This window comes from Arthrobacter sp. ISL-65, from assembly GCF_018613795.1.
Lineage (GTDB): Bacteria > Actinomycetota > Actinomycetes > Actinomycetales > Micrococcaceae > Arthrobacter.
This window is the reverse complement of record NZ_JAGGPN010000069.1, coordinates 1-21,207: the sequence shown is the minus strand read 5'-3', so window position 1 is coordinate 21,207 and position 21,207 is coordinate 1. Positions and strand designations below refer to the sequence as shown.

At 67.5% G+C, this 21,207-nt stretch carries 19 protein-coding genes; 10 read left to right on the top strand and 9 right to left on the bottom strand.

All coding sequences use genetic code 11. The features are described from left to right. Nucleotides 1-116: 116 nt before the first annotated feature. From J7I85_RS24350 to J7I85_RS24340, 3 genes are read left to right on the top strand one after another with little or no spacing between them, the layout of a single operon-like run. Nucleotides 117-1,958: an ABC transporter ATP-binding protein gene (locus tag J7I85_RS24350; protein ID WP_214858435.1), complete on the top strand. Its 1,842-nt coding sequence runs from the start codon at nucleotides 117-119 to the stop codon at nucleotides 1,956-1,958. Then, nucleotides 1,955-2,914, top strand: coding sequence for an NUDIX hydrolase (locus tag J7I85_RS24345; protein ID WP_214858433.1), 960 nt, complete (start codon nucleotides 1,955-1,957; stop codon nucleotides 2,912-2,914). The genes J7I85_RS24350 and J7I85_RS24345 overlap by 4 nt, the downstream gene beginning before the upstream one ends. Before the next feature lie 39 nt (nucleotides 2,915-2,953). Beyond that, nucleotides 2,954-3,277 (top strand): DUF6221 family protein, encoded by a 324-nt coding sequence (locus J7I85_RS24340; protein ID WP_308159647.1) that lies wholly within the window; start codon nucleotides 2,954-2,956, stop codon nucleotides 3,275-3,277. Nucleotides 3,278-3,304: 27 nt separating this feature from the next. Here J7I85_RS24340 and J7I85_RS24335 read toward each other — a convergent pair whose 3' ends face one another. The 4 genes from J7I85_RS24335 to J7I85_RS24320 all read right to left on the bottom strand — a co-directional run bounded on the left by J7I85_RS24335 (nucleotide 3,305) and on the right by J7I85_RS24320 (nucleotide 6,990). Beyond that, nucleotides 3,305-4,147, bottom strand: coding sequence for an HNH endonuclease (locus J7I85_RS24335; protein WP_214858429.1), 843 nt, complete (start codon nucleotides 4,145-4,147; stop codon nucleotides 3,305-3,307). Between the two features lie 27 nt (nucleotides 4,148-4,174). Next, nucleotides 4,175-4,810, bottom strand: coding sequence for a DUF1992 domain-containing protein (locus tag J7I85_RS24330; RefSeq protein WP_214858422.1), 636 nt, complete (start codon nucleotides 4,808-4,810; stop codon nucleotides 4,175-4,177). 812 nt (nucleotides 4,811-5,622) lie between these two features. After that, nucleotides 5,623-6,522: an LssY C-terminal domain-containing protein gene (locus J7I85_RS24325; RefSeq protein WP_308159646.1), complete on the bottom strand. Its 900-nt coding sequence runs from the start codon at nucleotides 6,520-6,522 to the stop codon at nucleotides 5,623-5,625. Then, nucleotides 6,523-6,990 carry a hypothetical protein gene (locus tag J7I85_RS24320; protein ID WP_214858420.1) on the bottom strand — a complete coding sequence of 156 codons (468 nt, stop codon included), beginning with the start codon at nucleotides 6,988-6,990 and terminating at the stop codon, nucleotides 6,523-6,525. A gap of 210 nt (nucleotides 6,991-7,200) precedes the next feature. Here J7I85_RS24320 and J7I85_RS24315 point away from each other — a divergent pair, with 210 nt between their 5' ends. Continuing rightward, nucleotides 7,201-8,478 (top strand): pyridoxal phosphate-dependent aminotransferase, encoded by a 1,278-nt coding sequence (locus tag J7I85_RS24315; RefSeq protein ID WP_214858418.1) that lies wholly within the window; start codon nucleotides 7,201-7,203, stop codon nucleotides 8,476-8,478. Nucleotides 8,479-8,749: 271 nt separating this feature from the next. Next, complete coding sequence (locus tag J7I85_RS24310) at nucleotides 8,750-9,589, top strand: phosphatase PAP2 family protein (protein ID WP_374102523.1); 840 nt, start codon at nucleotides 8,750-8,752, stop codon at nucleotides 9,587-9,589. A gap of 78 nt (nucleotides 9,590-9,667) precedes the next feature. On the opposite strand, the gene J7I85_RS24305 is transcribed toward J7I85_RS24310, so the two are convergent. Continuing rightward, on the bottom strand, nucleotides 9,668-10,354 hold the full coding sequence (locus J7I85_RS24305; RefSeq protein ID WP_214858415.1) for a DUF2848 domain-containing protein: 687 nt from the start codon (nucleotides 10,352-10,354) through the stop codon (nucleotides 9,668-9,670). Nucleotides 10,355-10,502: 148 nt separating this feature from the next. On the opposite strand from J7I85_RS24305, the gene J7I85_RS24300 reads away from it, so the two are divergent. Then, the gene (locus tag J7I85_RS24300) at nucleotides 10,503-11,906 is read left to right on the top strand and encodes an MFS transporter (RefSeq protein ID WP_214858413.1); all 1,404 of its coding nucleotides are present in this window, start codon (nucleotides 10,503-10,505) and stop codon (nucleotides 11,904-11,906) included. A gap of 72 nt (nucleotides 11,907-11,978) precedes the next feature. Here the strand turns inward: J7I85_RS24300 and J7I85_RS24295 are convergent, their stop codons facing one another. Then, nucleotides 11,979-12,635, bottom strand: a complete 657-nt coding sequence (locus tag J7I85_RS24295) for a GntR family transcriptional regulator (RefSeq protein WP_214858410.1) — start codon at nucleotides 12,633-12,635, stop codon at nucleotides 11,979-11,981. A 32-nt stretch (nucleotides 12,636-12,667) separates the two neighbouring features. On the opposite strand from J7I85_RS24295, the gene J7I85_RS24290 reads away from it, so the two are divergent. Beyond that, the gene (locus J7I85_RS24290) at nucleotides 12,668-13,462 is read left to right on the top strand and encodes a carbon-nitrogen hydrolase family protein (RefSeq protein WP_214858407.1); all 795 of its coding nucleotides are present in this window, start codon (nucleotides 12,668-12,670) and stop codon (nucleotides 13,460-13,462) included. A gap of 78 nt (nucleotides 13,463-13,540) precedes the next feature. On the opposite strand, the gene J7I85_RS24285 is transcribed toward J7I85_RS24290, so the two are convergent. The 3 genes from J7I85_RS24285 to J7I85_RS24275 form a co-directional block, all read right to left on the bottom strand. Next, the gene (locus tag J7I85_RS24285) at nucleotides 13,541-14,338 is read right to left on the bottom strand and encodes a putative hydro-lyase (protein WP_214858379.1); all 798 of its coding nucleotides are present in this window, start codon (nucleotides 14,336-14,338) and stop codon (nucleotides 13,541-13,543) included. Further along, a complete protein-coding gene (locus tag J7I85_RS24280; RefSeq protein ID WP_214858376.1) occupies nucleotides 14,335-15,696 on the bottom strand; it encodes an MFS transporter in 1,362 nt (453 codons plus the stop codon). Before J7I85_RS24280 ends, J7I85_RS24285 begins: the two co-directional genes overlap by 4 nt. A 334-nt stretch (nucleotides 15,697-16,030) precedes the next feature. Then, nucleotides 16,031-16,705, bottom strand: coding sequence for a GntR family transcriptional regulator (locus J7I85_RS24275; RefSeq protein ID WP_214858372.1), 675 nt, complete (start codon nucleotides 16,703-16,705; stop codon nucleotides 16,031-16,033). Between the two features lie 104 nt (nucleotides 16,706-16,809). Between J7I85_RS24275 and J7I85_RS24270 the strand changes: the two genes are divergently transcribed. From J7I85_RS24270 to J7I85_RS24260, 3 genes are read left to right on the top strand one after another with little or no spacing between them, the layout of a single operon-like run. Further along, on the top strand, nucleotides 16,810-17,568 hold the full coding sequence (locus J7I85_RS24270) for a LamB/YcsF family protein (protein ID WP_214858370.1): 759 nt from the start codon (nucleotides 16,810-16,812) through the stop codon (nucleotides 17,566-17,568). A gap of 43 nt (nucleotides 17,569-17,611) precedes the next feature. After that, nucleotides 17,612-19,354, top strand: a complete 1,743-nt coding sequence (locus tag J7I85_RS24265) for a 5-oxoprolinase/urea amidolyase family protein (RefSeq protein WP_214858368.1) — start codon at nucleotides 17,612-17,614, stop codon at nucleotides 19,352-19,354. Beyond that, on the top strand, nucleotides 19,354-21,123 hold the full coding sequence (locus J7I85_RS24260) for a biotin carboxylase N-terminal domain-containing protein (protein ID WP_214858359.1): 1,770 nt from the start codon (nucleotides 19,354-19,356) through the stop codon (nucleotides 21,121-21,123). Before J7I85_RS24265 ends, J7I85_RS24260 begins: the two co-directional genes overlap by 1 nt. The last annotated feature ends 84 nt before the right edge of the window (nucleotides 21,124-21,207 follow it).

Genomic DNA, 21,207 nt, shown 5'->3' with positions numbered 1-21,207 from the left:
TTCCCAAAGCTCCATGGGACATAGTGAAGCGGACCAGGGATATCCTGGCCGGTCTGAGAGCATCGCCCAACGCAAGCGTTCGGCTATGCCCGCGGCCCCGGTTCTTAGGGGAAGAGATGTTCCAAACCTTTTGGCGGTTCCGCGGGGCGATAGCCCCACATATTTGGGCGTTGGCGGGAGGCGCGCTGCTGGTGGTGTTCGTCGCCGCCATGGAAGTGGCCATGCCCTGGCCCATGAAGGTCATTGTCGATGACGTGCTGCAGCCGACGGGCAGCTCCCAACTGCACACGATGCCCGCCTCCCTGGGCCTGGCCGGCCTGAGCCAGCTCCAACTGCTGCTCCTCGCTGCGTCGGCGCTGCTCGCCATGACGGTGCTGAACGCCGGAGCGGATTACCTCGGCACGCGCCTGCTGAATGGCGTGGGTGAGAAGGCCATGGCCACCATCCGGGCCGAAGTCTTCACCCACCTGCAGCGGTTGTCACTGGCCTTCCATGACAAGCAGCGGCTGGGGGACCTGGTTACCCGCACCACTACCGATGTGGACTATGTCAGGTCCCTCATGGTGTCAATGCTGTCCGTGCTGCTGCCCAACATCTTCATCCTGGGGTTTGTCATCACGATCTGCGTGCTGATCGACCCGACCTTTGCACTGATCGGCCTGGCGGTGGCACCGCTGCTGTTCATCACGGTCCTCTTCTACCGGCGCCGCATCAAGGGCGCGTCGAAGGAGGCCCGCAACAGGGACAGCGACATCGCAGCCACAATGTCGGAGACGTTCGCCTCGGTCCGGGTGATGCAGACCTACACCAGCGAGGCGCGCCACGAGGAGGACTTCCGCACCCGGAATGACGGACGGCGGGACGCCGGCCTGAGAGTCATTCGGCTGCAGTCCATGTTTTCGCCGTTGGTGGACGTCATCGCGACCCTGGGAACGGTGCTGGTCCTCTGGATCGGTGCCCAGCGGGTGATGGACGGAACTCTGACGCTGGGCCTGCTCCTCGTCTTCATCGCCTACCTGAAGGCCATGTATTCCCCCATGAAGGCCCTGGCCAAGCTCACCACCGTCATCAGCCGCGGCCAGGCCAGCGCGGAGCGCATCCAGGAAATCCTGGACACCGCGCCGGCCATCTCGGACCTGCCCGACGCACGGCCGGCCCCGCGGCTGGCCGGTTCAGTGGAACTGCGCTCGGTGAGCTTCGGCTACCAGGGCGACCGGCATGTGCTGCACGGAATTGACCTCAAGGCCGAACCTGGCAGTTTGGTGGCGATCACGGGCCCCACGGGAGCCGGAAAATCGTCCGTCGTCAGCTTGATTCCGCGGCTCTACGATGCCTCAGAGGGCGAAGTCCTCCTCGACGGCATCGACGTGCGGGACCTGAAGGTCGCGACTGTGCGCAGGCAGATATCCATGGTGCTGCAGGAATCCATCCTGTTCCGCGGGACCATTTACGACAACATCGCCTACGGCTCGGAGGGCGTAAGCCGGGAGCAGGTCATGGCCGCGGCCGAAGCGGCTCACGTGGACGAGTTCGTCCGCAACCTGCCCCTGGGATACGACACCCCCGTGGCCGAGCGGGGCGTCACCCTCTCGGGCGGCCAGCGCCAGCGCATCGCCATCGCCCGCGCGCTGGTCCGGGACACCCCCATCGTCATCCTCGACGAACCGACGTCCGGCCTGGACGCGATCTCGGAGCAGTACGTCATGCGTGGCCTGGAGAGGCTGATGGCAGGGCGCACGGTGATCGTCATCGCGCACCGGCTCTCGACTCTCAAACGGGCCGACCGGATCTACGTGCTGGACAAGGGACGGATTGTGGAAAGCGGCAGGCACGCCGAACTCGCCGCGTCCGGGGGCCTGTACAGCCGGCTGGACAGTCTGCAGCACGCCAAAGACGCCCCGGCCCTCACCCTGGTTCCTGCCGAGAGCGGCAGCCTGCAGACGGAGACAAGCGCATGAGCAAGACGAAGCCCCCCACGTACGGTGCACTGCCCTGGCGGATCGGAAAAAAGGGCGCCCTTGAAGTGCTCCTGATCCACCGGCCTGCTCACGGTGACTGGTCCATCCCAAAAGGCAAGGCGGATCCGGGGGAAACCGGCCGCGAATGCGCGGAACGCGAGGTGCGCGAGGAAACGGGGCTGCACTGCCGGTTGGGCGCGGAACTGCCCAGCATCCGCTACGAGGACAGCAAGCACAGAATCAAGACCATCCGTTACTGGGCTGCGGCGGCGGAGTCAGGCCGCTTCACCGCCAATGAGGAGGTCGACGCCGTCAGGTGGCTTTCGCTGCCGGCAGCCTTGCGCACGGTGACCGAGCCGCGGGACAGGCCCGCCATCATTGCCCTGGGCAGCCGGCTTCAGCTTGAGCTGGGCGTCCGCCCCGTTCCGGAGCGGGAAAAAATGCTGCTGCTGGTCCGCGGGGCCGAAATGACGAAACGGGACGAGTGGGACCCGGCAGCAGGCAGCCGGCCGCTGGCGCCGGCCGGCGAACAAGCCGCCAGGTCGCTGGCCTCGCTGGGGGCCATGTTTGCAATCGAACGCATAATCGCCGCACCTTCGGACCGCTGCGTCGAAACCGTCGCCGAACTTGCGCGTCAGGAAGCCCTGGAAGTGGAGCGTTCAGACCACCTGACCGGGGGTGGTCTGGCGGCAACGCTGGACCTCGTGGCCCAGGCCCGCGGGACAGGAATGGTCATGTGCACGCACGAGGATGTCATGGCCGATGTTCTGGACCACCTCATCCATCACGACCGGACGGTCCTGACCAAGCGCTTTCGCGTCCGGAAGGGATCGGCCTGGGTGGTGACCGGTGACCGCACCCGCTACCGTTCCGCCTACTACCTGCCGCTGTCCCCGGCAGACCTCAGCACCGCCTTGGACCTCAGCCCCGCTGGGGATCTTCGCGCCGCCGTCTAGCGCCGTGTGCCGGCATTGCGGCGGGCGTACTCTCAGACAGTGGACATTGTGGAGTTCCTGTCCGCGCGCATTGCCGAAGACGAGGCCGTGGCGCGCAAGCTGCTCGCCGACCGCACGACGTCGGAATCGGGCAAGTGGTACGAACGCCGCCTGCTCCTGGAGTGCGAAGCCAAGCGGCGCCTGATCCGCATCGTTGAGGCAGCCAGGCAGACCGCCCTGGCCACGCTCGTGAGCGATCCCTTCGGCGACGAGACCGAGTGGATTCCGCAGGCCTTGGAATGGACCACACTGTCGCTCAATGCGCTGGCGGTCCCCTACAGTGACCATCCCGACTTCAATCGGGACTGGCTCTGGTCCCCCTGACCAGGACATTGCCGCCGGGCGCGCGGTTCAGGTGCTGCCCAGGATGCGGCGGGCATCGGCTTGGGCGTCCATCTCCTGCTGGGAAACGACTGATCCGCTGATGTACCCCGCGCGGGACCTCATGGCCCGGAGTTCCGCCACCGTGTAGGGGATCCGGCGCCGGTGCGCCATGGCGTGGCAGTTGGGGCACAGCGGAACAAGGTCCCCCACAGGATCCAGCTCGTAGCCCGGCCCCAGCTGGGCAGCGGGCACCAGATGATGGACATGGATGAAGCCTGCGCCCTCCGGGCCGTACTCGGCCTCAAAGGAAAACCCGCAAACGGCACATGAGGTTCCGTGGTGCGCCAGGCAGATGCGCCGCGCGTACGGGTTGCGTTCGTACCGGTTCACGCACACCCGGGTCAGGGCGTCCTGCGGCAGGGTGCCGGGCACCGGAAAGACCGGATCGATCTCATCGGCCGGCCGGCACTCGGCCCAAAGCTCCCGGATGGCGCGTGCCTCCTCCTCCGGAACCGGCTGGCACGCGCCCGTCGCGGCAGCAGCCCAGTCCGTCAGCGGAGCACGGGCGGCCAGGATGTCCACCGGAATCTGGTCCCCAAGCGGCAGCAGCACATCAAAGTCCACGTCAACGCAGGTTGTGGCGCCAGCAAGATACGGTGCGGAGGCGACAACGCCGTGGCCAATGAGCCCGCCGCCTGTCTTTCCATGCAAAAGGAGCCACGCGTCCGCTCCCGGCACCGGCTGGGCTCCGGTTCCGGTGGGCCACACCCGCCGGTGCACGCCGGCAGCGCCCAGCTCATCCACGACCCGCGAATAGCCCGGCCAGGTATCGCCTACACCCGGGTTCCAGCCCAGCAGAACAGCCACCATTCCCTTATCGTGCCACCTGATGTGGCTTTAGGAGGAGCGGTTGCGCAGGCGCCGCCACCACGGCGGTTTGGCTTCCGTTTGAGGTTCCGGTGCAGCCGCAGCCGCGGCCGCCGCCGCCCGACGCTCGCGCCACCGCTGCACCTCGGCGTCGGCGTCACGTGTGTTCGTTACCACGGGCGGCCCTCCCTGCAGCTGCCGGCGGGCGTCGATGACGCGGGCATTGAAGTCCTCGACCATGTCGCGCACCCGCTTTTCCGTGTACTGGCCGTCCAAGGTGGCATCCAGCTCCGCGTCCTCGGTGCGCAGCAGGATGGCCTTTGGTCCCAGGCCGCTAAGGTGCTCGCGCTGGATGAGTCCCTTGACCCACCAGTCGGGGTCGTAGCCTTCGCCCAGCCCGGGGATCGGTTTGCCGGAATATTGCAGGTTGTCGAACTTTCCCTGCGCCATCGCGTCCCGGATCAGGTAATCGGCCCGGGCCGCATCGCTAACCTTCCGGCGCTTTTCCCGCAATTCCGCCTCCGCGGCGGACAGCTCCGCGTCCTCTGCCGCTGTTCCGCCGGAGGACCGGAGGGCGCGGAGTTCGGCCGCGCGCTCCACCTTCCGCCTGAAGCCGCCGCCTGCTGCTGAACCCGTCACCTTTTCCCCGCCCCTGCCGCCGGACATTGTCCCGTTTCCAGTATTCCGGCGCGTGCCGGACTCTTCAACGGAGCGTTGCGTCAAGGGAACCCGTTTCTGGACAGAGAGCGGAAGGGCAGGTACGGGCCAGAACGACGACGGCGGGGTCTCCCGCCGTCGTCCGCGTGCAGTGCCTGCTTGGACCCGGCTCACATGGGATCGGGCCAGTTGCCGATACTCGCACGCGCCGGAGCGGGGGCGACCTCGTCGCCTTGCGTCCGCGCGCCGGCACCGCTTGGGGCGGCGGCAGCCGGCCCTTGCACGGGCGAGGCCGGAATTGTCGCAGTTGTGCGGGGACCGGCCGCTGCGGCCGGCCCGGATGGTTGGTCGGGGACCGCCTTCACAGGGGCCGTGTTCACAGCCGCCGTGATGACGGGAAGTTCAGACCTCGGAATCTTCATGGGGCCCTCGCAGGTGGGGCGGCAACTTTAGGCCGGATCGGGTACTCAACGGTGATTGCCGGCCGTCAGCCGAGGCTTTCCGGGCCCTTCGGCTAACTGATCCGGCGATCACTGACGTGCCGAACAAGCCGGGGAGGACCGGCCGGTCCGACAACAACCGTGGCGGCCGTCCCAGCCCAGGGTGTGCCACCAATTGGTTGTGCCGGCACACCTTCCACCACCCAATAATTCAACCCTATGGGCTGACACGTGGAACGGCACGTGTAGCAGGTACTCGAATTTCCGCGGTGGCCGCTACTTGGGCACCCGCGGGCGGGCAGAGCCGGCAGCCGGGCCGGGCCCGAAAGAGGACGACGGCGGGTGCGTCCACTGTCGTCCTCCCACGTGTTCCGGCGGGGGTCAAAGTGGCCGCGTCGGGTCCGTCTGGCCGGGCGGCAGGAGGTCGATGATGGGAAGGTGCCCGTCCGTGCGGATGCTGTCTCCGCCGCCGTTGTGGTGGTGGTACCCGGAGGAGAAATGCCGGATCACGTGCACCGACTCCACGGCGTTGGCCGTCTTGAGCGTGCCGATGATGAAGTCGCGCTCCTCGTCGGTCCCGTCGGCGATTTTGTGCGTGATCTGGAACGTGAAGAGCGAGAGTCCCACGCTTTTGTCGTACGTTCCGGCACCCACCCAGTCGACGGCGAACCCGCCGGGAAGCATCCAGCCGTCCGGGCATTTCCAGAACCGCACATGGTGCCGCTTGCGCGGGTTGCCGTCGATTTCCCGCTGGAACGCCATGTCCTGCTTGTTGCCGAAGACGTACAGGGCACTGACCGGCGACTGCGGATAGCTCCGGCCCAGAAGCGTCGCGGTGAGGGTGCGCCAGGCGCTGGCCGGGGTGACGGGGTCGGCCTCGATCCACCCTGCCCTGAGCATCGCGGTGCGGAGCTCGTCCGCGGGGCCGATGACCGCGAGATTGACCGGGTCGCCCAGCACGCCGTCGCCAGTGCGCGCCCGCCCGATGAAGTAATTCGGCAGGTACAGGCTGCTGAGGATCTTGTGGACGCGGGGCAGGAAGGCATAGGCCGCAATCAGCCAGACGGGGAGGAACACCCACACCTGTTCCGGTCCCCTGGCCAGCCGGGCGAGCAGGAAGAAAGAGACGGCCCAGCCCACGGCGGCGGTGATGGCCACGTACAGCAGTCGCTGGAGGACGGCGACGACGGTGGCCCAGCGGGTGCCCCAGCGCGCCTTCCGGCTGTCCGGCCGGGAGTGCTCAGGCTCCTGAGGCGCTTCGGTGTCTTTGGGAACAGCCACCTACTTGGGCAGGTGCTCCAGCAGGTGCCCCGTGACCGCGCCGTACGCGACGTGCGGCACGATGTCGCTGACCCAGTCCGCGGCACTCCAGGTCCGCGGATCAGTCACGCCCAGGGCGGTCATGGGAACGTTCGAAACGAGCAGGGCGGCCACGGAGGCCACCGCCACCGACCGGACTGGCCCGGTGCGCACCCCCAGTGACCCGGCCGCCCCCAGCACAGCGCCGAGGCCCATGCCGGTGGCGATCCCGAGCAGGGGGCCAAGGGCCTCCACCCGGTTCCCGCGCTGGGCCTCGGTTCCCGGGATCGTCACGCCCGCCCGTTTCGCCAGCCGCTCCACTGAGTCGGAGGGCGTCGTGCTCGCCGCGCGGCCCCGCCACACCATATCCAGGTAGCTGACGGCATTCAGCGCCGTGGTTCCCGCCGCGCCCGCGAGCGCTCCATTCACGAGTCCTACAAACAGGGACATCCTCAACTCTCCTTCTGGCCGTGTGCCGGGCACTCCTATGCTGAAACTACGTGAAGCCCCCTCATCGCGGCAACGCCAGCGGCTGCGGTCAGAGAGGGAAGGCCGCTGATTCGGGAGATCCCGCGAGGGCGCTGGTGTCACTCACGCTGCTCCGCGGCAGGCCGGGCGCTTCACGTTGTCCGGAGCGGCGCAGCTGTGAAAACATGCCTCATGCGCGCCATGCAGAATTCCAGCCGATTGCAAGATGTCCGGTACGACCTCAGGGGTCCGGTGCAGCATGCGGCGAAGAAGATGGAGGCGGAAGGCCACAGCATTCTGCGCATGAACCTGGGGGATCCGGCGCCGTTCGGCCTGCATGCGCCGGAGTCCATCGTGGTGGACATGATCCACCACCTGCGCGAGGCCCAGGGCTACAGCGACTCCAAGGGCATCTTCTCCGCCCGGACCGCCATTTCGCAGTACTACCAGACCAAGGGCCTGATGGAGATCGGCGTCGAGGACATCTTCATCGGCAACGGGGTCAGCGAGCTCATTTCCATGACGCTCCAGGCCTTCCTGGAAGACGGCGACGAGGTCCTCATCCCGTCACCGGACTATCCGCTGTGGACGGCCGCCACCGTGCTCTGCGGCGGCAGCGCCGTGCACTATGCGTGCGAAGAGGAGAACAACTGGTGGCCGGACATGGCCGACGTCGAGGCGAAGATCACCGACCGCACGCGGGCCATCGTGCTCATCAACCCCAATAACCCGACCGGGGCCGTCTATCCCCGGCACATCCTGGAGGGGTTCGCCGACGTGGCCCGGCGCCATGACCTGGTGCTGTTCTCCGACGAGATTTACGAGAAGATCACCTTCGAGGACAACGTCCACATCCACACGGCCTCGGTGGCCCGTGATATTCCGGTGCTGACCTTCTCCGGCCTGTCCAAGGCGTACCGGATGCCCGGTTACCGGGCCGGCTGGGTGGCGGTTTGCGGGCCCCGCTGGGCCACCGCCGCCTACCGGGAGTCGCTGGAGCTGCTGGCCTCCCTTCGGCTCTGCCCCAATGTTCCGGCGCAGCACGCCATTCAGACGTCGCTGGGCGGCTACCAGAGCATCACGGACCTGATCCGGCCCGGCGGCCGGCTGCGGGAGCAGCGCGACCTTGCCTGCCGGCTGCTCAACGAGGTCCCGGGAGTGAGCTGCGTTCCGGCGGCCGGCGCGATGTACCTGTTCCCGAAGCTGGATCCGGAGATGTACCCGTTCGTGGACGACGAGCAGTTCGTCCTTGACCTGCTGCAGGACCAGAAAATCCTGGTCTCGCACGGGACGGCGTTCCACTGGCACGCCACGGACCACTTCAGGTTCGTCATCCTGCCCGCAGTGGACGACATCCGCGAGGCCGTACGGCGCATCGCCACCTTCCTGTCCTCGTACCGGGCCAAAGCGGGCCGCGCCCGCGCCATGTCCGGCAACGCCCATCATGGTACCGACGAACTGAGCGCCTAACACTGCCGCCACAGCAGCCAAGGAAAGCGGACGACGGCGGGAAGCTCCCGCCGTCGTCTGCTTTTGTGTTCCGTGGACGCCTGCTCGCGTGGACGGCCCGGGAGGCAACCAGTAAGGTTGCTTACTAAATGCCCTGGTGCTGCGCGCGCTGCTAGCCACGAGAGACAGGACCCACCCATTGCCTGACGAACCGCTGACTGACAAGCCGTTGACTGACAAACTCCTGACAGGCAGCCCGTCGCCCGACAAACAGGGAACACCGCAGACGGGCGTGCGCGGCGAACTCCACCAGGACACAACCGTCGGCGGCAAGGACCTCACCCGCTGGCAGAGCCGCTTCGGCCGTTTTTTGGTCGGGGCCGTCCAGCGCATCAGCCAGTTCCTGGGCCCCCACGGCGCCCTTGTCCTGACCCTGATGCTGGGAGCGGTCATCGCCGCCGCCCTCACCGCAGCCTTTGCCGAGGTGTACGAGTCGGTGGTCCGGGCCGACGGGGTGGCCGGCCTGGACCACCCGGTGCTGGCGGCCGGCAAGAGCCTGCGATCCCCCGGCCTGGATGCCGCCATCACGGCCTTCACCGACGTGGGCGGAACCATCGGCATGCCCATTCTGGCCTTGGCGGTCATGGGCGTCCTGGCCTACCGGCGGCGGTCGTGGACCCCCGTCATCCTCATTGTCACCGCGGGCCTCGGCTCCCTGCTGATGACCATCGCCGGCAAGCGGCTGATCGGCCGCACCCGCCCCGATCTCAGCGACGCCGTGCCGCCCTACGAACACTCGGCCTCGTTCCCCAGCGGCCATTCCCTGAATGCGGTGGTGATCGCGGGGATCGTCGCCTACCTGATCGTCCTGCGGCTGAAGACGGCGCGGAGCCGGGTCCTCACCGGCGCGGCCGCCGCGGTTTTCGCCGCTGCCATGGGTTTGAGCAGGGTGTACCTCGGCCACCACTGGCTGACCGACGTCCTCGCCGCGTGGGCACTCGGCGCGGCCTGGCTGGCCCTGGTGATCACCGCCCACCGGCTCTACCTGACAGTGCGGAAGCGGCGGGCACGCGGCGAGGTCCCGGCGGGAACAGCGCCCGTGGCAGGGGCTCCCAAGGCGGGGCGCGCCTAAGCACCCCGGATCACCGGTAGACGGACGACGCCGGGAGGCTCCCGCCGTCGTCGTCCTGCCTTTTGCGGCCGGCAGCGTTTAGCCGATCGGTTCAGCCATCTGTTCCACGACATACTGGACGTCGACGGAGTTTCCGGCCACCGGATCAGACATCTCCACCTTCCAACTGCGGGCAAACTGGTCCACGCCGCTGGTCATGGCCACTGTGCCGGAGATGAGGACAGTCCCGGGTGTATTCAGGCCGCGTTCTGTAAGGACGTCCAGCCAGTAGTCCGGGGTCAGCAGGGCCTCGAGGGAGCTGTCCTGGATGAGGGTGTCGGGGACGTCCCCCTCCCCCACCCAGGCCTTGAGCGTGATCTGGTCCAGGTGCTCCCGCACGTCATCCAGCCGCCACGCCCTGCGCCCCAGCACATCCGGGCTGGCGTTCTTGCTCCAGGCCACGCCATGCACTTCCAGCGCGCGGTCCGTATGGTCGCAGGCGACGGTGAGCAGCACCCCTTCCTCGGTGATCACCATGGCCCATTCGGCCTCTCCGGAAGTCCGCCCATGCTGGACCCGAACTTCCGCTACCTGCTGGGCCAGATAGGGGGACACTGGATACAGGGCTGGAGTCGTGGTGGGCCCCGGAACACCGAGTTCAGCGAGCTCAGCAATGTGGGCCTGGACCTCATCCTGCTCACGCCCCGCGTAGCCGGCATTCAGGAGGTGCTTGACCTCCACGTCCTGCGTGCGGCCATCGGGTAGTTCAAAGCTCAGAGTCGTCATCGTGGATCCATCCTTTGCATGTGCTGCTGCGGAAATTTACAGATCGGAAACCGGAAACGGTCGCCAATGTACATCCAGTATGCGTAATGTATACATTTAACGCCAGCGTGACAGGCGTCACTATAAGAACCTCGTGGAGGACAACACCATGGCTAACGTCCCAGCTCCGGCTTCCGGCGGCGCGCCGCATCCGCACCCGGCGCCGCACCCGACGATTCACCCCAAGGGCCTGTTCAAGGCCTTTGCCGCCAGCCTCACCGGCACCGCGCTTGAGTGGTACGACTTCGCCGTCTACTCGGCGGCAGCCGCCGTCGTATTTCCTGTCGTCTTTTTCCCGGCGTCCGATCCCCTGACCGGGACCATCCTCGCCTTCTCCACCTACGCCGTGGGCTACGTTTCACGCCCGGTCGGCGGCATCATCTTCGGCCGGCTAGGGGACCGCATCGGCCGCAAGAAAGTCCTGGTCACCACGCTGATGATCATCGGCGTGGCCACGGTGCTGATCGGCGTGCTGCCCGGATACGACAGCATCGGCATCGCCGCCGGGGTCATCCTGGTCCTGCTGCGGTTCGCGCAGGGCGTGGGCGTGGGCGGCGAATGGGGCGGCGCCGTCCTGCTCTCCAGTGAATACGGCGACCCGCACCGCCGCGGATTCTGGGCTTCCGCCGCGCAGGTGGGACCGCCCGCCGGCAACCTGCTGGCAAACGGCGCGCTCGCCGTCCTGACCGTCGCCCTCACCGAGGAGCAGTTCCTGAGCTTCGGCTGGCGCATCGCATTCCTGGTCTCCGCAGTACTGGTTGGCTTCGGCCTCTGGATCCGTCTGCGGCTTGAGGACACCCCGATCTTCAAGGCCATCGAGGCCCACGGCGAGCAGCCCAACGCCCCCGTCCGTGAAGTCTTCAGCAAGGAGCTTCGCCCGCTCATCGCCGCCATTCTCTGCCGCGTGGGCCCGGACGTCCTGTATGCCTTGTTCACGGTCTTCACGCTCACCTACGGCATCCAGGTCCTCGGCTACGAGCGCAACCAGGTACTGACCGCCGTCCTGATCGGCTCCGCCTTCCAGCTGTTCATGATCCCGCTGGCCGGCGCCGTATCGGACCGCTTCAACCGCCGCCTGGTCTACGGCGTCGGCGCTGTGGTCGGCGCCGTCTGGACGTTTATCTTCTTCGGAGTCCTGGGCGGGAACAACCAGCCGATGCTGATCATCGGCATCGTCCTTGGCCTCATGGCCCACTCCTTCATGTACGGCCCGCAGGCCGCCTTCATTGTGGAGCAGTTCTCCCCCCGGCTCCGGTCCACGGGCAGCTCGCTGGCGTACACCTTCGCCGGCGTCATCGGCGGCGCCATCGCGCCCCTGCTGTTCACCCTGCTGCTCGCCGAGTTCGGAACCTGGATTCCGGTGGCCATCTACGTGGCGGTGGCAGCAGCCGTAACGCTGGTGGGACTGGCACTCGGCCGGGACAACGACACCATCGAGGACCTGGACTACCGGCTGCTTCTGGAAGGCTCCGCTTCGGCGCGCCAGCAGTCCGGCGTCGGCGAATCCCTCTAGCTGTTCCGAGTTTTTGTACAGATATCGGGCGCTAAAGGGCTCCGAAGTCCCATCATCTGTACAAAAACTCCATCAGGTGCGGAGCAGGATGTCGCGGGTGACGGCCAGGTGGTGGTCGATGGCCTCCTGCGCCTTCGCGGCATCTCCGGATACCAGGGCATCGAGGATGTCCTGGTGTTCGGAGCACACCTGCTGGCGCCGGCCTCCCGTCCGGAACAGGGCGGAAACCCCGACGACGACCTGCCGGACGTGGAGCTTGCTGTAGGTCCGGGAGATGAGCTCGTTGCCGGCGGCGTCGATGAGCTGCTGGTGGAAGAGAGTATCCAGCCGGATGAACTCCTGCGCAGCCTCGGCGCCGGGGTTTTCGGGCAGCCTGGCCTGCTGGTCGAGGGTATCCCGCATCTTGTCGGCCGGCACACTCCGGTGTTCGATCACCAGGCGGGCGGCGTGGCTTTCCAGCACGCCGCGCAGCTCCATCAGTTCCGAAATTTCGCGGCCCGTCACCGGAGGAACATAGGCCCCGCGCTGGGGGATCAGCTCCACCAGCCCGTCGGAGACCAGCAGGAGCAGGGCCTCCCGGACCGGGGTGCGCGAGACACCGATTTGGGCGGCCAACTCCTGCTCGTTGAGGAAGCGGCCCTGCATCTCCGGGTCGGTCAGGATGTTCTCGCGCAGGTACTCGTACGCTTTCTCCCGGCCGGACGCCGCTGTCCCCGAACTTTTTCGCATACATCAGGTATACAACAGAGAAGAGCAGATTCATGCGTTTAGCAGTCGCCCAGATCGTCAGCAGCGCCGACCTCATGGCCAACCTGGGGCTGGTCCGAGATTACGCCACCCGGGCAAAAGGGGCCGGCGCCGAACTGGTGGTTTTCCCCGAGGCGGCCATGTGCGCCTTCGGTAATCCGCTGGCAGATATCGCCGAACCGCTGGACGGGCCGTGGGCCACCGCCGTACGCGCCATTGCCAGGGAACTGGACATCGCCGTCGTCGCCGGCATGTTCACGCCTGGGGAGGGCGGACGGGTGCGGAACACCCTGCTGGTGACCGGCCCGGGCATCGACACGGCCTACGACAAGATCCACCTCTTCGACGCGTTCGGCTTTGCCGAGTCCGATTCGGTGGATGCGGGAACATCGCCGGTGACCTTCGAACTCAACGGCACCGCCATCGGCCTGGCCACCTGCTACGACGTGCGCTTCCCTGCGCTGTTCACGGCCAATGCGAGGGCCGGCGCCGCCATCAACATCGTCTGCGCGTCCTGGGGTGCCGGGGAAGGAAAGGCCGAGCAGTGGGACCTGCTGGTCCGCGCCCGGGCCGTGGACAGCACCACGTTTGTGGTTGCCTGCGGGCAGGGCGATCCGGCCACGCTCGGGCTTCCATCCGCCGGCGCTGCGCCCACCGGGATCGGCCGCAGCGCGGTGATTTCGCCGCTGGGTTCTCCCCTGGTGACGCTGGGCGGCGAACCCGAACTGGCCCTGGTGGACATAGACCCGGCCATCATCCCGGACGTCCGCGGAAAGCTGCCCGTGCTGGCCAACGCCCGGAGTTTCTAGATCCGCCGGACAGTTTTCGGGGAAGTACGACGGCGGGGCAGGGCCACCTTGGTGGCCCCGCCCCGCCTTTCGCCTTGGCTAATTCGCTGCCGGCACGCGGTAGGAGCTTTCCGGAATATCAGTGATGAACATGTGCCCGGGCGCGTGGCTGATCGCAAACGCCGGCCTGGATGCCATCACCGCGCTCTGCGGTGTGACTCCGCAGGCCCAGAAGACCGGCACTTCCCCCGGCCGGATGTCCACCGGATCCCCGAAATCGGGCCGGGAAATATCGGCAATGCCCAGGTCCTCGGGTGACCCGACATGGATCGGTGCGCCGTGGACCTTTGGCACCTCCGCTGTCACGCTGATGGCGGTTTCCACCAGTTCGGCCGGCATCGGGCGCATCGAGACGACCAGGGGGCCGTGGATCCGTCCTGCCGGGGCGCACTCGACGCTGGTGCGGTACATGGGCACGTTGCGCCCCATTTCGGTGTGGCGCAGCGGGATGCCTGCGCTGGCCAGGGCGGCTTCGAAGGTGAAGCTGCAGCCGATCAGCACGCCCACCATGCCCTCCCGCCAGAGCGGGGTGGCGTCGGGGACCTCGGCGGAAAGGACGCCGTCCTCCCACACCCGGTAGGCGGGGATGTCGGTCCGGATGTCCGAGCCCGCGGCGAGGGAGCTCTCATACTTCCCGGCCGGAATGACGTCGATGACAGGGCAGGCCTTGGGATTGAGCCGGCAGAATTCGAGGAATTCCTCGGCATAGTCCGCCGTCACCGCGATGAGGTTCGCCTGCGTGTAGCCGTCGCTCCAGCCGGAGGTCGGGGTGACCAGGCCGTTGCGGAACTGCCGGCGGGCCTCGGCCGGCGCCACGAGTCCGTTAGCCTGGTTCATCGGGTGCCGCTCTCCACAAGTTCGGTGGATGCCTGCAGGTATTCCTCGTCCTCGGCGACATTGGAGTCCCGGCCGATGGCCAAGCCCACGAGTGTCAGCAGGCAAGCGACACTGAGGTAGATGGCCACCGGGACCCAGCTGTGGAAGGTGCTCTGCAGCAGGGTGAACATGAATGGTGCGATGGCGCCGCCGATAATACCTGCGAAGGTGTAGGCCAGCGAACTGCCGGTGGAGCGCAGCCGCGGCGTGAACTGCTCGACGACGAACGCGGCCTGCGGTCCGTACATGAAGGAATGGCAGAGCAGACCGAGCACCGTTCCCACCACGAGCATCACCGGGGAGCGGCCGTCGAGAACGATGAAGAACAGGTAGGCCCAGACAGCGGCAGCCACTGCCGCGATGCCGTAAACAAGGCGCCGGTTGATCCGGTCGGAGATGGCGCCCGCGAGCGGCATAGTGAACAGCTGCAGTCCTGAACCGACCAGCACCGCCACGAGCACCTGGCCGCGGTCGAAGCCCAGTTCCTGGATGCCGTACGTCAGGGTAAAGACGGTGCACAAAGCGTAGGTGACATCCGGGCCGATGCGGCTGAGCATCGCAGCAAGGAGCGGACGGCGCTGCGTGGTGAGGACTTCCCTGATCGGGGCCTTGGGCTGGTCGCCCCGGGCTTCCATGGCCTTGAAGATGGGAGTGTCCTCGAGCTTGAGGCGGATCCACAGGCCGAACGCCACCAGCAGGGCCGAGATCAGGAAAGCAATGCGCCAGCCGTAGTCCAGGAAGGCCTGTTCGGACAGGGTGAGCGTGAGGACGGCGAGCGCACCGTTGGCCATCAGGTTGCCGGCGGGCGGACCGATCTGTGCCGCCGAGGCCCAGAAGCCGCGGCGGCGCGGGTCGCCGAATTCACTGGAGAGCAGGACCGCGCCGCCCCACTCGCCGCCCACGCCGACGCCCTGCGCGAACCGCAGGAAAACGAGGATGGCCGGGGCCAGGATGCCGATGTTGCCATAGGTAGGCAGCAGGCCGATGAGGAAGGTGGCGACGCCGATCAGCATCAGCGTGATGACCAGGATTTTCTTGCGGCCGATCTCGTCGCCGAGCCGGCCGAAAATGATGCCGCCGACCGGCCGGGAAATATAGCCCACCGCGTAGGTCGAGAACGCCAGCAGGGTGCCCGTCACGGGGTCCGAGGCCGGGAAGAAGATCAGCGGGAAAACGATGGCGGCCGCGGCGGAGTAGACCGCGAAGTCGTAGAACTCCAGTGCAGTCCCGGTGAGGCTGGCCGCGAACGCTTTGTACATGCCCTTGCGCCCGACAGCGGGCCTGGGACCCCGGGAGGCCATTGCGGATTGATTGGCCATTTGTTCCTCCATGGAGAGTGTGGATGCCATCCGCTGTGCTGCGGATGTGCTGGTGTGCCGGCCGGCCCGGGCCTGCGACGTTGACAGGCGCGGGCACTAGAGGCTGGTTGGCGGCTTCCCCCGGACAGCCGCCGAAAGCGGAGCGTTCTGTTGGATTGTGGAAATGTAGAACAATCCGAACTTGTTGAACAATGTACGCGACCTGGATCACACCGTCAAGGGGTGGAAGGGCTGCACCGATTAAGCGCGAACGGACACTTGTGGCCCCTGGGAAGCGTTTCCCAGGGGCCACAAGTGTCCGTTCGCGCTGTATGGGCCCAGTGGGACGCGTCAGCTAGGACGCGTGGACAGCGGTCTGGTGCTCTTCGGACCTGGCGAGGTAGGAGAGGAGGCGCTCGGCTGCGAGGTCATTGTCCCCGGCTTCGAGGGCCCTGCAGATCTGGTCATTGTCCGCGAGGTAGTCCTGGTAGAAACCGCCGGCAATGGAGGCCTTGTGGAAGAACAGCCGCATCTCGGCCAGCACCTGCGACATGATGACATTCAGGCGTTCACTGCCGGCCATCGCCACCAGGGCACCATGGAAATGCGCGTTCGCGCTGCCCAGCCCCTCGCTGTCGCCGGCCTCGGCGGCGCGCTTCCCTTCCTCCACGGCCGCGCGCACGGCGGCGATGCTTTCGGCACTACCGCCACCGCGGACCGCACTGACTTCAATGGCGCGCCGGACGGCGTAAACGTCATGGATGTCGCTGACCTCGAGGCTGGCAACAAAGACCCCACGGTTGGGCTGGCGGACCACCAGGCGCTCGCTGGCGAGCTCGGCAAACGCCTCGCGTACGGTGTTGCGTGAGACCCCGAGCTCCTCGGAGAGTGCTTCCTCCTTCAGCTTCGTCCCGGGAAGAAGCGCACCTTCCGCAATTTGGAGCCGCAACTCACTCGCAACGCGGGTGGCCACCGCGGGCACGGCGACGCGCAGCCGGGATACGCCTGGACTCGGATTGACTGTGGCCATACACCGAATTTACACGAACCAACCACAAAGGGATTGTTGAATTGTTGAACATTCCTGTCGGAGGGTGCATCCTTGTGTAAGGACAAGTTGAGATGAGGGTCACAATGCACGCAATTGATTTGAACAGTGACGTCGGTGAATCCTTCGGGCGATGGAGCCTGGGAGACGATGCAGCAATGATGGCCTCCGTGTCGAGCGCCAACGTCGCCTGCGGATTCCACGCCGGGGACCCCAGCGTCATCCGGGCAACCTGCGAGGCCGCCACCAACGCAGGCGTAGTGGTCGGGGCGCATGTTGGCTACCGCGACTTGGCCGGATTCGGCCGCCGCTATATGGAGGTCGACCCGCGCGAGTTGGCCGACGACGTCGTCTACCAGATTGGCGCGCTGCAAGCATTGGCAGCGACCGCCGGCACCAGGGTCCGCTACGTGAAGCCGCACGGCGGCCTCTACAACGCCATCGTCCACAACACCGCCCAGGCACGCGCCGTCGTGGAAGCGGTGAAGGCGGTGGATCCCGGCCTGCCCATCCTTGGCCTGCCCGGATCCGAGGTGCTGCGGCTCGCGGAGACGGCCGGGCTCCGCGCCGTCTCCGAGGCATTCGCGGACCGTGCGTACAACCCCGACGGCACGCTCACTTCCCGCTCCCAGCCCGGGTCAGTCCTGGAGGACCCGGAGGCCGTTGCCGCCCGCGTCCTGCAGATGACCACCGGGGAGGCCATCACCGCGATCGACGGCTCGGACCTGTTGATCAACGCGGAATCGGTGTGCGTCCACGGGGATTCACCCGGCGCGGTGGCCATGGCCGTGGCCGTGAAGCGCGCGCTCGACGCCGCCGGCATCAACATCAAGGCCTTCGTCTAGCATGAAACGACGGATTCAGGACGCGATGGCAAACACTGTTGACATGCCCTCATCAGGCCAGCCCGCTTGGGACTCGCCCCCAAACACTCCGCCTTCGAGTGCCGCCCGCCCCGGCAGGGTCCGCGCGGTGCGGCCGGTGGGAACGCGCACCATCCTCGCCGAGGTTTCCGGAACGCAGGATGTCCTTGCCCTGCAGGCCGCGCTCCTCGAGGCTCCGTTTCCGGGCCAGCAGGATGTCCTGGCCGCCGCCGAGACCGTCATGGTCAGGGCCGAATCCCCCGCGGCCGCACGGCGCATCGGGCAGGCTCTCCTGGAGCTGGACCTCACGGCACCGGCGGAGCAGGCCGGCGGCCTGGTGGTCATTGACACCGTGTACGACGGCGAGGATCTCGCCGAGGTGGGGAAGCTGACCGGCCTCGGTGCCGACGGCGTGATTGCAGCCCACACGGACCAGGTCTGGACCGTTGCCTTCGCGGGCTTCGCACCGGGCTTTGGGTACATGGTGGGCGAGAACCAGGCGCTGGAGGTTCCGCGCCGGAGTTCCCCGCGCACGGCGGTCCCGGCGGGTTCGGTGGCGCTGGCCGGCAACTACTCGGCCGTCTACCCGCGCAAGTCGCCGGGAGGCTGGCAGCTTATCGGCCGCACCGGAGCCAAAATGTGGGACCTCGACCGCCCCGAACCCGCGCTGGCCAGCCCCGGGTACCGGGTCCAGTTCCGCGCCGTCCGCGACGTGGTCCAGCTGGCACCGGAAGGATCAGGCGCAGCTGAAGGGGACAGCCAACAGACAGATAGCCTGCAGAAGGTTCCGCAAACCACCTCCGGGCTCCGTGTCCTGTCGCCCGGGATCCACAGCCTCATCCAGGACCTTGGCCGGCAGGGGCATTCAGCACTCGGCGTCTCCGCCGCCGGCGCGCTGGACCGGGCCTCGCTCCGCAGGGCTAACCGCCTCGTCGGGAACGCTCCGTCGGCCGCCGCCATCGAGACCGTCTCCGGCGGACTCAGGCTCCAGGCCGTCGGGGACCAGGTCCTGGCCGTTGCTGGGGCGCCGTCGACACTCACCGTCGTGACGCCGTCGGCCTCCCCCAAGGAAACGGAAACCGGTGATACAGAAGATCGGCAGCGCACCGTCCCGGTGGCCGCGCCGTTCGCCCTCCTCGACGGCGAAATCCTCACCATCGGTGTTCCCGACGCCGGCTTCCGCAGCTATGTAGCCGTCCGCGGCGGCGTCGATGCCCCGCCAGTGCTGGGCAGCCGATCTACGGACACCATGTCCGGGATAGGACCGAAGCCGCTGGCGGCCGGCCAGCTGCTGCCGTCCGGCGGCGCGGCCGAGTCCGGCGTCGTGGGCAGCCCGGAAATTCAGCCTGACTATCCGGGCGAGGACGTCACCGTGCTGGACATCGTTCCGGGCCCGCGCGCGGACTGGTTCGACCAGGCCGCCCTGGATTCACTGTGCGCGCAGGACTGGACGGTCAAGCCTGAGTCCAACCGCGTGGGCATGAGGCTGCAGGGAACACCCCTGGAGCGGAGCCGCGCCGGTGAGCTTCCCAGCGAAGGAACGGTGGCCGGCGCCATCCAGATGCCGCCCGAAGGCCTGCCCGTGCTCTTCCTCGCCGACCATCCGATCACAGGCGGGTACCCGGTGATCGGCGTGGTGGTGGACCACCAGCTCGACCTGGCCGCCCAGGTCCCGATCGGCGGCAGCATCCGCTTCCGCATCGCCCCCGAAACTGCCGCCCCCGCCGGCCCCTCAGAAGAAACTCCAGACAGAAAAGCGAGCAACTGATGCACAAGGTCCTCATTGCCAACCGCGGTGAAATTGCCGTCCGCATCGCCCGAGCCTGCGACGACGCGCAGCTGGCCTCCGTGGCTGTATATGCAGACATCGACGCGGACGCCATGCACGTCGCTGCCGCGGACGAGGCGTTCAGCCTTGGCGGCAACTCCCCGGCGGACACGTACCTGAACATCGAGAAACTCCTGGGCGCTGCTGCCGCCTCCGGAGCGGACGCTGTCCACCCCGGGTACGGCTTCCTGTCCGAGAACGCGGATTTTGCCCAGGCGGTGCTGGATGCCGGACTCGCGTGGATCGGGCCGTCGCCGGAGGCGATCCGCCAGCTGGGCAACAAGATCACGGCACGCGCGATCGCGGTTCGCGCTGGCGCCCCGCTCGTGGCAGGCAGCGACGGGCCGGTGGAATCCGCCGCCGAGGCCCGCGCCTTCGTGGCGGAGCACGGGCTCCCGATCGCCATCAAGGCAGCCTTCGGCGGCGGCGGCCGCGGCCTGAAGGTGGTCCGGAACATTGAGGAGGTCGAGGAGGCCTTCGACTCCGCCGTGCGCGAGGCGGTGGCTGCGTTCGGCCGTGGCGAATGCTTCGTGGAACGCTACCTGGACCGGCCGCGCCATGTGGAGGCGCAGGTGCTGGCCGATACGCGCGGCAACGTCATCGTCGTCGGAACCCGGGACTGTTCCCTCCAGCGCCGCCACCAGAAGCTGGTGGAGGAGGCCCCGGCGCCGTTCCTCAACGACGGGCAGCGGGTCCAGATTTACGACGCCGCCAAGGCAGTTTGCCGGGAAGCCGGCTACTCGGGTGCGGGAACGGTAGAGTTCCTGGTCGCCGCCGATGGCACCGTCGCCTTCCTCGAGGTGAACACGCGGCTGCAGGTGGAACACCCCATCACCGAGGAAACCACCGGGATCGACCTGGTCCAGGAGCAGTTCCGGATCGCCGCCGGGGAACGGCTGTCACTTACGGACGATCCGGCTCCGCGGGGCCATGCCTTTGAATTCAGGATCAACGCCGAGGACGTGGGGCGCGGCTTCCTGCCCTCCCCCGGCACTCTCACCGAGTTCACCGCGCCCACCGGCCCCGGCATCCGGGTGGACACCGGAGTCCGGTCCGGCTCCTTCGTGGCACCGCAGTTCGACTCGCTCCTGGCGAAGCTGATCGTCACCGGAGCCGACCGCCAGCAGGCGCTGCGGCGGGCCCGCCGCGCGCTGGCGGAGATCAGCATCGGCGGAGTGGCCACGGTCCTGCCGTTCCACCGCGCGGTGGTGGAGGCGCAGGACTTCACTTCGGAGACCGGCCTGGACATCCACACCCGCTGGATCGAGACGGACTTCGCCGGCCAGATCCCGGCCGATCCTGATTTCAGCCCCACCGGTCCCGAAGGCCGACGGCGCACCATCACCGTGGACCTGGACGGCCGTCGGCTCGCCGTCGGACTTCCCGCCGACCTGCTGGACGGCTGGGCCCGCTCAGGCCAGGCCCTTCCCGGCGGACTGGGGGCCGCGCCTGCCGCTGGCTCTCCCGACGGTGGGTCCGGCGCCTCCGACCCGGCGCAGCTCCGCGCCGCCATGAGCGGCTCCGTGGTGAAGTGGCTCGTGGAGCCGGGCGCCGAGGTGGCTGCCGGAGATCCGGTGGTGGTCCTGGAGGCGATGAAGATGGAAACCAGCGTTCCCGCCCACCGCGGCGGAGTCGTCTCCGGCGTCGCGGCCGGGGCCGGGGCCGGAGAAGTGGTTACCGCCGGTTCGGTCCTGGCGCTCATCGGCTAGGCCGGCCGCCAGCACCACGCTTGCGCGAACGGACACTTGGGGCCCCTGGGAAGCGCTTCCTAAGGGCCTCAAGTGTCTGTGAGG